General features: G+C 69.7%; 8 protein-coding genes. 2 read left to right on the forward strand and 6 right to left on the reverse strand.

Annotation, left to right across the window (positions count from 1 at the left end; genetic code table 11):
• Positions 1 to 75 precede the first annotated feature (75 nt).
• Both OXR60_RS02535 and galA read left to right on the forward strand, forming a co-directional pair.
• Positions 76 to 813, forward strand: coding sequence for a GntR family transcriptional regulator (locus tag OXR60_RS02535; protein WP_267393723.1), 738 nt, complete (start codon positions 76 to 78; stop codon positions 811 to 813).
• A 36-nt stretch (positions 814 to 849) separates the two neighbouring features.
• Positions 850 to 3,759: a beta-galactosidase GalA gene (gene galA, locus OXR60_RS02540; RefSeq protein ID WP_267393725.1), complete on the forward strand. Its 2,910-nt coding sequence runs from the start codon at positions 850 to 852 to the stop codon at positions 3,757 to 3,759.
• A 4-nt stretch (positions 3,760 to 3,763) separates the two neighbouring features.
• Here the strand turns inward: galA and nagE are convergent, their stop codons facing one another.
• The 6 genes from nagE to OXR60_RS02570 all read right to left on the reverse strand — a co-directional run bounded on the left by nagE (position 3,764) and on the right by OXR60_RS02570 (position 12,044).
• On the reverse strand, positions 3,764 to 5,467 hold the full coding sequence (gene nagE / locus OXR60_RS02545) for an N-acetylglucosamine-specific PTS transporter subunit IIBC (protein ID WP_267393727.1): 1,704 nt from the start codon (positions 5,465 to 5,467) through the stop codon (positions 3,764 to 3,766).
• Positions 5,464 to 7,959 carry a phosphoenolpyruvate--protein phosphotransferase gene (gene ptsP / locus OXR60_RS02550; protein ID WP_267393729.1) on the reverse strand — a complete coding sequence of 832 codons (2,496 nt, stop codon included), beginning with the start codon at positions 7,957 to 7,959 and terminating at the stop codon, positions 5,464 to 5,466. Before ptsP ends, nagE begins: the two co-directional genes overlap by 4 nt.
• Before the next feature lie 31 nt (positions 7,960 to 7,990).
• On the reverse strand, positions 7,991 to 9,124 hold the full coding sequence (gene nagA, locus OXR60_RS02555; protein ID WP_267393731.1) for an N-acetylglucosamine-6-phosphate deacetylase: 1,134 nt from the start codon (positions 9,122 to 9,124) through the stop codon (positions 7,991 to 7,993).
• Positions 9,121 to 10,128 carry an SIS domain-containing protein gene (locus OXR60_RS02560; protein WP_267394076.1) on the reverse strand — a complete coding sequence of 336 codons (1,008 nt, stop codon included), beginning with the start codon at positions 10,126 to 10,128 and terminating at the stop codon, positions 9,121 to 9,123. Before OXR60_RS02560 ends, nagA begins: the two co-directional genes overlap by 4 nt.
• Positions 10,129 to 10,285: 157 nt before the next feature.
• On the reverse strand, positions 10,286 to 11,062 hold the full coding sequence (locus OXR60_RS02565; protein WP_267393733.1) for a copper homeostasis protein CutC: 777 nt from the start codon (positions 11,060 to 11,062) through the stop codon (positions 10,286 to 10,288).
• Between the two features lies 1 nt (position 11,063).
• Positions 11,064 to 12,044 (reverse strand): N(4)-(beta-N-acetylglucosaminyl)-L-asparaginase, encoded by a 981-nt coding sequence (locus OXR60_RS02570; RefSeq protein WP_267393734.1) that lies wholly within the window; start codon positions 12,042 to 12,044, stop codon positions 11,064 to 11,066.
• Positions 12,045 to 12,370: the final 326 nt, after the last annotated feature.

Consider the following 12,370-nt stretch of genomic DNA (forward strand, 5'->3'; position numbering starts at 1 on the left):
GTTGCCGATACAGATTGCTTTGGCTACCCTGTCGGGCCGTGTGCCCGGGAGGGGCAACGGAGCTAAGGAGAGACCATGGCGTTTTCCGATGACATCGGTCGCTTCCGTGACGGCAACCCATCCCCGCTCTATCTCCAGCTCCAGCAGCTGATCCGCGACGCCATCGGCAGCGACATCCTCACCCAGGGCAACGCCATCCCCGCCGAGCGTGATCTCGCGGTGGAGTATGACATCTCGCGGATCACGGTGCGCAAGGCGATCGGCGGGCTGGTCGAGGAAGGCCTGCTGACCCGCCGGCGTGGCGCCGGGACGTTCGTCGCCGGCCGGGTCGAGAAGAGCTTCTCCAAGCTGTCGTCCTTTTCCGAGGACATGGCGGCGCGCGGCCGCACGGCGAGCAGCAACTGGATTTCGCGCGCGGCCGGGCAGGTCAATCCGGAGGAGGCGATGTCGCTCGGTCTCTCGCCCGGTGCCCCGGTGTTCCGCTTCCAGCGCATCCGCTTCGCCGACGACGAGCCGATGGCGCTCGAATTCTCCACCATCGCCGGCTATTGCCTGCCCTCGGTCGAGGTGGTTGGGGACTCGCTCTACGCCGCGCTCGAAAAGGCCGGCAGCCGCCCGGCGCGGGCGCTGCAGCGGCTGCGCGCGGTGCCGTTCGGCAGCGAGCATGCGCGGATGCTCGGCGTCGACGCCGGCCACGCCGGGCTGCTGATCGAGCGCCGCGGCTTCCTGCGCGACGGTCGCGCCGCCGAGTTCACCCGTTCCTACTATCGCGGCGACGCCTATGACTTCGTCGCCGAGCTCGCGGACCTCTAGTCGCCCGTCAGCCCCCGTATCCCCTGGAGTACCAGCATGAACCGTCGCCAGCTTCTCCTGGGCAGCGCCAGCGCTGGCGCGCTGCTCGCGGTCGGCGAGCCGGCAGCGGCGGTGTCGCCCCGCCAGGACGGTGACGCCGGGGCGCTGCCGATGCCGCGCCCGGCGACGACGCTGCCGCCGCCGCTGCCGGTCCAAGATCCTTCACGGACGCTGATCGAGCGCGGCTGGCTGTTCCACGAGGGCGACATCGTCGCGCCGATGCCCGAGGGCCACAACGCCACCTACCTCAGCGTCAAGGCCGGCAACGCCCAGGGTGCGGCGGCAATGGCGTTCGACGATTCCGACTGGCAGCCGGTGCGGCTGCCGCACGATTGGGCCTCCGCGCAGCCGTTCGTGCAGACCGCCAATGTTTCGCAAGGCTATCGTCCGCGCGGCATCGGCTGGTATCGCCGCACGCTGCTGCTCGACCCTGCCGACCGCGGCAAGACCATCCTCCTCCAGTTCGACGGCATCGCCAGCAACGCGACGATCTGGGTCAACGGCAGCGCCGTTGCGCACAATTGGTCGGCCTATAACAGCGTCTCGGTGGACCTCACGCCTTTCGCCCGCTTCGGCGACGACGCCAATGTCATCGCGATCCGCGTCGACGCCAGCGTGATGGAAGGCTGGTGGTATGAGGGGGCCGGCCTGTACCGCCACGCCTGGCTGATCCGCCGCGCGCCGGTCGCGATCGTCACCGATGGGGTCCATTGCGATCCGCGGCGGGCGGGCGACGGCCGCTGGCAGGTGCCCGTCGCGGTGACGATTGGCAGCACCGATCACCAGCCGGCCAGCGTCACGCTCGAGGCGACGCTGCTCGACCCCGACGGCCGGACGGTGGCGAGCGGCCGGGCAACGGCCACGGTTGCCCCGCTCGAGCGAGCCGATGCAGCGCTGACGCTGGACCTGCCGCTTGCGCCGACGCGCTGGTCAGTCGACACGCCGACGCTCTACACGGTGGTGACGCGGCTGGTCCGCGACGGCGTCGCGGTGGATGAGCGGCGCATCCCGATCGGTTTTCGCACCCTCCGCTTTGACGCCAACCAGGGCTTCTTCCTCAACGACGAGCATGTGAAGCTGAAGGGCGTGTGCCTGCACCAGGATCATGCCGGCGTCGGCACCGCGATCCCCGATACGCTGATCGAATGGCGGCTGGAGCGGCTTAAGGCGATGGGCTGCAACGCGATCCGCTGTACGCACAACGCCCCGGCGGCGGAGTTCCTCGACCTGTGCGACCGGATGGGCTTCCTCGTCATGGACGAGAACCGCCTGTTTGATCCCGCGCCCGATTATATGGCCCAGCTCGACTGGATGGTCCGCCGCGATCGCAATCATCCGAGCGTGATCCTGTGGTCGGTGTTCAACGAAGAGCCGATGCAGGGCACCGAGGCCGGCGTCGAGATGCTCCGGCGCATGGCGCATACCGTCCACGCGCTCGACGACAGCCGTCCGGTCACCGGCGCGATGAACGGCGCCTTCTTCGATCCCGTCAACGTCTCGAGCGTGCTCGATGTGGTCGGCTTCAATTACTATCAGGGCGATTACGACCGCTTTCACGCGCTCAACCCCACCAAGCCGATGACCAGCTCGGAGGATACCAGCGCCTATGAGACCCGCGGCGTCTTCGCCGACGACGCCAAGGCGCACCGGCTCACCTCCTACGACACCGAGGCGGCAAGCTGGGGCGACACTCATCGCAAGAGCTGGAAGGCGATCGCCGATCGGCCGTTCGTCGCCGGCGGCTTCGTGTGGACCGGGTTCGATTATCACGGCGAGCCGACGCCCTTCAACGAGTGGCCGACGATCTCGAGCTTCTTCGGGATCATGGACCTGTGCGGCTTTCCCAAGACGGCGTTCGACATCCACCGCGCGCAATGGCTGGATAGCGAGCCGGTGGTGAGTCTAAACCCGCACTGGACCTGGCCCGGCCGCGAAGGTCAGCCGATCGAGATCCTGGTGATGAGCAACGCCGAGCGCGTCGTGCTCCGCCTCAACGGCAAGACGGTCGGCGAGCAGCCTGTCGATCGGTTGATGGGGAACAGCTGGCAGGTGCCTTATGCGCCGGGGCGGATCGAGGTGCTGGCGATGCACGGCGGCAAGGTGATCGCGCAGGCGGCCCATGACACCACCGGGCCGGCGGTGGCCCTGCGCCTAACCCCGTCGCGCACCGTCATGGCGGGGGACGACGAGGATGCGCAGCCGATCACGATCGACGCGATCGACGCCAGGGGGCGCCATGTTCCCACGGTCAATCTGATGACGCGCTTCAGTGTCGATGGCGCGACTATCATCGGCGTCGGCAATGGCGATCCCAACAGCCACGAGCCCGAGAAGGGCAACAGCCGCTCGCTGTTCAACGGACTCGCGCAGGTTATCGTCCAGGCGGGGACAGGCCGCGGACGCATCACCGTGCGTGCCGAGGCCGTCGGGTTGAAGCCGGCACGGCTGGTGATCGACCGCGCCGCGATCGCGCCGCGCGCGCAGGTCGCCGCGACGATGCCGACGATCGCGATCCGCGACTGGCGGCGGTCGCCGGCGCTGGCCGTTCGTCCCGCGCCGAGCCTGGCGCCAGCCGATGGCGACAACAACAGCTGGGCGTTCGTCCGCAGCGGCACGCTGGTGCAGCCCGACGCCGCCGGCGCCTGGCGGGTCTATCGCGCCAGCGTGACTCCGTGGCGGCGGATCGCGCAGCAAGGCGGTACCCTCCGCTTCGCCGGCATCGCCGGCCGTGCCGAGCTATGGATCGATGGCGCCCGGCTCGCGACCAAGGCCGAGGCGGCGACCGGGCCGCTCGAGGCGCGGCTACCCGCCGGCCCGGGTCCGCGCCGGGTGGTGCTGATCGTCGAGGCGGCGGCGGACGCCCCCTCCGGCATTGCCGGAGCGGTGTCGCTCACCGCCGACGGCTGAACGATCAGGCCGGGGCGAGCAGCCCGGTCTCATCGGCCGTCAGCAGGTGGACGACACCCGTCGCCGGCCGCGCCACCGCGGCGGCACCAGCCGTGCCCAGCGCGCGATCATCGACCTTGCCGCCATCGCGCAGTTCGATCCGCAGCCGCCCGGCAAGCCGACGCGCGCCCAGCACATTGCCGGCCCCGCCGAGTGCGGCGAGCACGGGGGCAGACAAGGTGACCTCCGACGTGTCGATGCTGGCCACGGGCGCCGGCGCCACGTCGCCCAACGCCAGCGCGTCGCGGATCTCGACCGCGACCACATCGGCGATCGGCCCGAGCACCACCTGCAGCGCCGCATCGGACGGACGGATCATGCCGCGCGCGCCGAGCGCCTTGAGCGCCGCATCGTCCACCGCCGCCTGATCGACCACGATCAGCCGCAGCCGCGTGGTACAGGCGCTGACGCTGGTGAGGTTGGCGGCGCCGCCGAGCGCCTGGGCGAAGGCAGCGCCGCGGCCACCCGCCGCGACCGCCTTCGGTGCCGCGACCGGTGCATCGGTCTCGCGACCCGGCGTCGGCAGGTCGTATTTGGCGATGAAGAAGCGGAACAGCCCGTAATAGACGAGGGCATAGACCGCGCCGACCGGCAGCAGCAGCAGCGGCCGGGTCGCCTTGCCGTAATTCAGCACGTAATCGAGCAAGCCCGCCGAAAAGCCGAAGCCGAGCTTGACGCCGAGCGCCGCCATCAGCGTCATGGACAGGCCGGTGAGCACCGCATGGACCGCATAGAGCAGCGGTGCCAGGAACATGAAGCTGAACTCGATCGGCTCGGTGACGCCGGTCAGCGCCGAGGTCAGCGCCAGGCTGAACAGCATGCCGCCGACCGCCTTGCGCCGCGCCGGCAGCGCCGCGTGGTACATCGCCAGGCAGGCAGCGGGCAGGCCGAACATCATCACTGGGAAGAAGCCGGCCATGAAGCTGCCCGCGGTGGGATCGCCGGCGAAGAAGCGGCGCAGATCGCCGGTGCTGCCGTGGTAATCGCCCTGCACGAACCAGGCGATGTTGTTGATCAGATGGTGCAGCCCGGTGACGAGCAGCAGCCGGTTGAGCAGCCCGAATACGAACAGACCGGCGCCGCCGGAACTGCTGATCGCGAAGCTCATGTCGTCGATCCCGGCGCTGAGCGCGCCAAAGCCGAGGCCGACGATCAAGGCCAGCGCCAGGCCGGCGAGACCGCTGACGATCGGCACGAACCGCCTGCCACCGAAGAAGGCGAGATACTCCGGCAGCTTGATCGCCGAGAACCGGTTGTAGAACAGCCCGCCAATCAGGCCGGAGAGAATGCCGATCGGCACGTCGAGCCGTGCCATCGCGCTGTTCTTCCATGCCGCGACCGCCAGATCGACGGCAGGGCCGGTGAACCCCGCGGTGGCATCCGGCGCGGCGGTGATCAGCACCTTGCCTGCTTCGGTCGTGACCAGGAAGCAGACCACGCCGGCGAGCGGCGCGGCGCCGTTGCCGTCACGCGCAAAGCCGGTGGCGACGCCGACCGCGAACAGCAGGCCGAGGTGCGAGAAGATCGCATCGCCTGCGGCGCTGATGAACGCGATGTTCAGCAGGTCGGCCTGGCCGAGCCGGAGCAGCAGCCCGGCGATCGGCAGCACCGCGATCGGCAGCATCAGCGCGCGGCCCAGCGGCTGCAGCGCTTCCAGGATCCTCTTCATCGGCGAAACTCCCGGGCGAGGGTTCGGACCTCGGCGGCCGATCGGCAGCCGAGTGCGGCGGCGGCATGCTGGCGGCATGCCTCCAGGGTAAGCGTGGCGACCAGCGCCTTGATCTCCGGCACCATCGCCGGTGCTGACGAGAGTTCAGTGACGCCGAGCCCGAGCAGGATCGGGATTGCCAGCGGATCGGAGGCGAGGCCGCCGCAGACGCCCACCCAGCGGTCATGCCGACCGGCGCCATCGCAGGTCTGCGCGATCAGCCGCAACACCGCCGGATGTAGCCCGTCGAGCGCGGCGGCGACCGCCGGATTGCCGCGGTCCATCGCCAGCGCATATTGGGTAAGGTCGTTGGTGCCGACCGACAGGAAATCCGCCTCGGCCGCGAGCAGATCGGCCGTGACCGCCGCCGCCGGCGTCTCCACCATCACGCCGAGCTGGACGGGTTCGGCGATCGCGAGTTCGGCGACAAGGCCATCGAGCAGCGTCCGGACCTGGCGCAGCTCGTCGACGCTGGCGATCATCGGCAGCATGATCCGGCACTGGCCGCGTGGGGTGACCGCCAGGATCGCGCGGAGCTGCTGCTCGAGCAGCGCCGGCTGGGCAAGGCCGACCCGGATCCCGCGCAGCCCGAGCGCTGGGTTCTCCTCGGCCGGGATCGGCAGATAGGCGACCGGCTTGTCGCCGCCGATGTCGAGCAGCCGGACGATCAGCGGGCGGCCTTCCAGCGCGTCGGCGATCGCCTGATATTCGGCGGTCTGTTCGGCGAGATCGGGCGCGTGCGCGCGCTCCAAGAACAGGAACTCGGTCCGCAGCAGCCCCGATCCCTCGGCGCCGCAGGCCACGGCCTGCCGGGCGTCCTCCACCGAGCCGAGGTTGGCGAACGCCTCGATCCGGGTGCCATCGGCCATGTGGCACAGTGCCGCGGCGCGCGCGAGCTGCTCGGCGCGACGATCGCGGGCCGCCGCGACGCGGGCGGCGGCGGTGGTCCAGGCGCCGTCGTCGGGGTCGACGTGGAGCAGGCCATCGTCGGCATCGAGGATCAGCCGAGTGCCCTCGGCAAGGGTGTGCAGGGTCGTGCCCATCGCGACCAGCGCGGGGAGGCCCATGCTCGCGGCGAGGATCGCGACGTGCGAGGTCGGGCCGCCGCGTTCGACGCAGAAACCAACGACGTTGCCGCGATCGAGCGACAGCAGATCGGAGGGCAGCAGATCCTCGGCGATCAGCACCGTGCCGGGCGGAAAAGCGAGGGGCATGGCCTCGATGCCCATGATCAGCGCGATCAGCTGGCGCTCGAGATCGAGCATGTCGTCGGCGCGCTCGGCGAGGCGCGGGTCGCCGAGGCGACGCAGCGCGTCTGCCTGGGGGCGGATCGCCTCGCGCCAGGCATGAGCGGCGCCATGGCCTTGGGCGATGCCGTGGCGCGCGGCGGTGAGCAGGGCAGGGTCGTCGAGCAGAGAAAGATGGGCGGCGAGGATGGACTGGGCGGCGCCGGTTGCGGCCAGCTGCCGGGTGGCGAGATCGGCGCGCAGGGTTGCGATCGCCTGCTCCAGCTGGGCTTCCTCGTCGGCGATCCCCTGGCCCTGCTCGGGCACGGCGAGATCGGTCGCACGGAACAGCCCGGCCTGGCCGATTGCCAGCCCCGCGGCGGCGGTGACGCCGGCGATGGCGCCCGAGGGCACGTCACGTGCGGCGGTGACGGGCGCGGCTGCAGCTACTGGCACCGCCGCGGCGGTTTCACCCATGCCGCTGACGATCAGATCGGCAACCGCCGCAAGCGCCGCCGCGGCATCGTCGCCGACGGCGGCGACCGTCACCTTGTCCTGATGGCCGATGCCGAGCGCGAGCAGCCCGATCGGGCTGCGGGCGCTGGCGCTCTGCCCATCCTTGATGATCGTCACCTCGGCGCGGAAGCGCTTGGCGGCTTCGCCGAGGCGGGCGGCAGGCCGGGCGTGAAGGCCGTGGGCCAGCGGCACGACGATGCTGCGGGTAAGCTGCTCACCCGACGCGACGGCCGATGCGACCGCACCGGTTTCCCGCGGTTCGAGCGTCATCAGCGCCGCGCCGACGGCGATCTCGCCCGCCGCCGTGCAGTCGACGATCGAAAAGCGCTCCATGTTGGTGACGACGATCGGCGTCACCACCGCCCGCGCCGCGCATACCAGTCGATCGAGATCGAACCGGATCAGCGGCGCACCGGCGGCGACGGTGTCGCCCGGCTGGACGCAGGGCTCGAAACCGCTGCCACCGAGCGCCACCGTGTCGAGCCCGATGTGGATCAGCAGCTCGACGCCGTCGGTGGTGACGAGGGTGATGGCATGGCCGGTCGGCTGGACGCCGATCACGGTGGCGGCGCAGGGCGCATAGAGGCAGTCACCGGTCGGGTCGATCGCCACCCCGTCGCCGAGCATGCGATCGGCGAATACCGCGTCGGGCACGTTCGCCAGCGGCGTGATCAGGCCTGCCAGGGGCGCAGTCAGGATGATGGAAGCCATGAACAGATCCTAGGTGCGCCAGTGGAGAATATCAGGAAAAGGCGGTGCCGCCGATCCAGGTGCCGGCCGGGTGCAGGTCCGCGGTCATTCGCACCCAATCGGCGCGGCGGCCGGGCGCCAGCGCGCCGCGCTCGCGGGTGAGGCCGAGGAACGCCGCTGGTGCCGCCGCCGCCATGATCGCGGCGTCGGCGGGCGTGACGCCGAGGCGCTCCACGGCGTGACGGACGGCGCCGGCCATGTCGAGATCGGACCCTGCCAACGTGCCGTCGGCACCGATCGCCCGCCCGTCGCGGACGCTGATCGGCCGGCCCTGCAGCACGAAGTCTTTCTCGCGCGCGCCGACGCAGGGCATCGCATCGCTGACGAGCATGAACCGATCGAGCGGCCGTGCCCGCAGCGCGATCCGCAGCGCTGCGTCATGGACGTGGAAGCCGTCGGCGATGATCCCGCAATAGACCGTCTGATCGTCGAGCGCGGCACCAACCACGCCCGGCGCGCGGTGCTGCAGCGGCGACATGGCGTTGAACAAATGGGTGACGCCGGTAATCCCTGCGGCAAAGCCGGCCACCATGGTGTCGTGATCGGCTTCGCTATGACCGACGCTGACGATCACACCGGCAGCGACGAGGCGGCGGATCTGATCTGCCGTGACGCGTTCGGGCGCGAGCGTGACCATCACCCGGCCGCGGCGCGGTGCGGTGAGCAGGTCGATCAATTCGTCGTCGAGATCACGGAACCGCGCGGGATCATGGATGCCCTTGCGGCTGACGCTGATCACCGGGCCTTCGACATGGATGCCGACCACGCCGGGTATCGTGGCGTCGATCGCGGCATCCACCGCGTCGAGTGCGCGGGCGATCACCGCCGGCGTGTCGCTGACCAGCGTCGGCAGAAAGCCGGTGGTGCCGAACGGACGATGCGCCGCGCCGATCGCGGCAATCGACGCGACCGACGGGTCGTCGTTGAACAGCACCCCGCCGCCGCCGTTCACCTGGGTGTCGATAAAGCCCGGCATCAGCCAGCCGCCATCGAGATCGACGATCTCGCCGCCCGCCCGGCCTTCGACCAGCGCGGTGATGATGCCGCCCTCCACCCCGATCGAGGCATCGGTGAGGATGCCACCCGCGGTGATCACCTGGCCGTTGATGAAACTGTAGGTGGTCATAGCGTGCGGGTAACTTTGCTCAGGTGCGACGGTGCGTCCGGGTTCAGCCCGCGGGTGAGCGCGAGCGTGTTCGCCATCCGGTAGAAACTCTGGATCATCAAGATTGGCTCGATCGCGGCCGCCGCCGCGAGCGCCGGCGGATCACCGGCACCGTCGAGCGCCGCATCGGCGAGGCTGACGCGGGCGCCGCGGCCGGCGAACTCGCTCGCCGCCTCGCGGACGCTGTCGCCGGCGCGATCGGAGGTGGCGAGCGCGAGCAGCGGGAAGCCCTGGTCGACGATCTGCATCGGGCCGTGGCGGACTTCCGCGGCGCTGAACGCCTCGGCGTGGAGCGCGCAGGTCTCCTTGAGCTTGAGCGCGGCTTCTTGGGCTATGCCCAGCCCGAGCCCGCGGCCGATCACGAACAGATTGTCCGCGGTGCTGAGCGACGCCGTCACTGACGACCAGTCGAGCGCCCAGGCGCGACGAAGCTGCACCGGCAGATCGGCGATCGCGGCCTGCAGCTCGTCATCCTGCGCCCAGGCGGCGGTCAACGCGGCGAGCGCCGCCAGTGCGGCAATATAGGATTTGGTTGCGGCAACCGATCGCTCCGGACCCGCCCGGAGGCGGATCAGCGTGTCCGCTGTCGCGGCCAGCGGCGACTCCTCGTCGTTGACCAACGCCACCACATGCGCACCGGCGCGCTGCTGGGCGTCCACCACGGCGAGCAGGTCCGGGCTGCGGCCGCTCTGCGAGATGGCGATGCACAGCGTCGCGTCGGCATGGGTGGGTGAGGCATAGACCGAGGCGGTCGAGGGTGCCGCCGAGGCGACCGGCACCCCGATCAGCGTCTCGATGAGGTATTTGCCGTAGGTGGCGGCGTGATCGGAAGAGCCGCGCGCGCAGGTAACCACCACCGCCGGCGGTGCCGCACGCAATCGTTCGCCGAGCGCGGCGAAGGCGTCGGCATTGGCGGCAAGCATCCGCTCCACCGCGGCAGCGGACTCGGCCGCCTCACGGAACATCAATGTGTCGCCGGCGTCCGCCAAGGCAGGTGGAACGTCGGACACGTTATCGATCATCGCAGGCACGCTCTGTTTCCCCCGGAATGCCGCTTGGAGCTCTCCCGCCCCGCAGCGTCAGCCGAACTAAGTCATAGATTGGTATTATTCAAGCACCGCTTTACGCCGCCTTTAGCATAGCTACGATCTTGGTAACCACGCCGACATCGGTGGCGGCCCAGGCGTCGGCGACGAAGCCGAACCGGCGTTCATCAACATCGTTCGGCAGGGCAATAGAGCTGCGGCACGAGGCGTGAACCTCGGTGACGCCGGTGCTCAGCACGAGCGGGAGAGTGGTTGGATTGATGCCACTCGCTGCGAGGATGATCACGCGGTCTGCCGCGCGCTCGTGCAAATGTCGCAGCATCGATGCACCATCCGCCGCCTTGGGTTGCCCGCCCGAGGTGAGAATGCGCTCGAAACCCAAGTCGATCGCGGTCTCGAGGGCCGCTGGCAGGTCGGGGCACAGGTCGAACGCCCGGTGCAGCGTCAGCGCCAGCGGACGGCCTCGCGCTTCACCCAGCGCGCGTGCATGGGCGATCAGGCGGGCGAGCGCTTCGGCGTCGAGCCGGCGGTCAGGCTGGAGCGCGCCGATCGCCACCCCCGCGAGGCCGGCCTCGGCGGCGGTGCGGATGTCCTCGGCGATCAGTGCCTGTTCGGCTGCGGCATAGCCAAAGCCGCCGGCCGTGGGGCGGGCGAGCAGATGCACCGGCACCGGCGCCGCAGCGGCGGCCCTGATCAGCGACAGGGCAGGGGTGAGGCCGCCGACCGCCAGCGCGGTGCACAGCTCCAGCCGATCCGCCCCGCCGCGCACCGCCGCGCCGATGCCGCCGACATCCTCTACGCAGACCTCGAGCTTCACCGGCCGATCACTCCCCGCCGCCGCGCTATCACCCACGTCACGCCGCGAACAACGACGCTGCCTTGAGCACGCGGGTGGTGCCCTGCTGATCGGTCACGGCATAGGTGAAGCCTGGCAATAGACAGAAGGCACCAATCCTGCCCTTGGTGTCCATCGCCAGAAAGCCGACCTGGACGCCGCGGATCGCATCGCCGCGCAGGGTGGCGATGTGACGCACGACCTCCTCGCACGCCTGCTGCGGCGTCGCGCCACCGCGCATCGACGCAATCACCCGCGCCGTGCCCGCAATCCGCGTCACCTCCTCACCAAGGCCAGTGGACGTCGCGCCTCCGACGCCGCGCTCGACATAGAGGCCGGAGCCGACCTGCGGCGAATCGCCAACCCGGCCGCGCATCTTGAACGCCATGCCCGAGGTGGTGCATGCACCGGCAAGCCGCCCGATGGCATCGCGCGCGAGCAGCCCGATGGTGTCATGGTCCAGCGCGCCGCCGGGCGTATGATAGGGGCGGTTCTCGCTATTGGCCTCCGGCCGGTACTGTGCAGTCTTCAGCCAGTCGCGCCAGGCCTTCTCGGCCTCAGGCGTCAGCAACTTGTCGCGCGGGAAGCCTTGGTCGCTCGCGAATCGGGTCGCGCCTTCGCCGACCAGCATGGTGTGCGGCGTTTTCTCCATCACCCGGCGGGCGACCGAGATGGCGTGAATCGTGTCCTCCAGCGCGGCCACCGCGCCGACCCCGCCTGCATCGTCCATGATCACCGCGTCGAGCGTGACATGGCCGTCGCGGTCCGGATAGCCGCCATAGCCGACGGAGTGATTGGTCGGGTCAGCCTCCGGCACCATCGCCCCGGCTTCCACTGCGTCGATCAGCGTGCCTCCGGCGCGCAGTTTTGCAAAGGCAGCCGCGTTGGCAGCGGCGCCGAAATCCCAGGTCGACAGCACTGTTGCGCCTGCTGCCGGAGCGGCAGTGCGCGCCGCCGCCTCGCTTGCAAATGGCAGCACACCGCCGACGGCGCCGATCATGGCCAACAATGATCTGCGGTTGTTCATCGCGTCCCCCTGTGGGCCCGTCCAGACAGTGGAACCCTGGAACATCCGTAACGCAGCTGCTTGTCCGGCGCCAGTGGTATGGTCTAATCGCAACATTAGGTCATCATCCATGACCAAAGGTAACATAAAGGTATTGACGAGTGTAAAAATATAGCGAACCTTACCTTTTGAGCCCGAACAAGCGTCATGGCGTAGCGGGCCAGGGGGTATTCATCATGATCTTCAATCAATCGGTTTCCCGAATAGCACTCATGTGCGCGTTCACGGTGGCGGCAGTCCCGGCGGCAGCGCAGCAGACG

This window comes from Sphingomonas sp. GC_Shp_5 (assembly GCF_026540855.1).
Taxonomy (GTDB): domain Bacteria; phylum Pseudomonadota; class Alphaproteobacteria; order Sphingomonadales; family Sphingomonadaceae; genus Sphingomonas.

What these genes read in the sequence shown, in the direction of transcription:
- OXR60_RS02570 (WP_267393734.1), bottom strand. Translation starts at nt 12,044, where the DNA reads ATGATCGGCGCCGTCGGCGGTGTGCTGCCATTTGCAAGCGAGGCGGCG.
- galA (WP_267393725.1), top strand. Translation starts at nt 850, where the DNA reads ATGAACCGTCGCCAGCTTCTCCTGGGCAGCGCCAGCGCTGGCGCGCTG.
- nagE (WP_267393727.1), bottom strand. Translation starts at nt 5,467, where the DNA reads ATGAAGAGGATCCTGGAAGCGCTGCAGCCGCTGGGCCGCGCGCTGATG.
- ptsP (WP_267393729.1), bottom strand. Translation starts at nt 7,959, where the DNA reads ATGGCTTCCATCATCCTGACTGCGCCCCTGGCAGGCCTGATCACGCCG.
- nagA (WP_267393731.1), bottom strand. Translation starts at nt 9,124, where the DNA reads ATGACCACCTACAGTTTCATCAACGGCCAGGTGATCACCGCGGGTGGC.
- OXR60_RS02560 (WP_267394076.1), bottom strand. Translation starts at nt 10,128, where the DNA reads ATGTTCCGTGAGGCGGCCGAGTCCGCTGCCGCGGTGGAGCGGATGCTT.
- OXR60_RS02535 (WP_267393723.1), top strand. Translation starts at nt 76, where the DNA reads ATGGCGTTTTCCGATGACATCGGTCGCTTCCGTGACGGCAACCCATCC.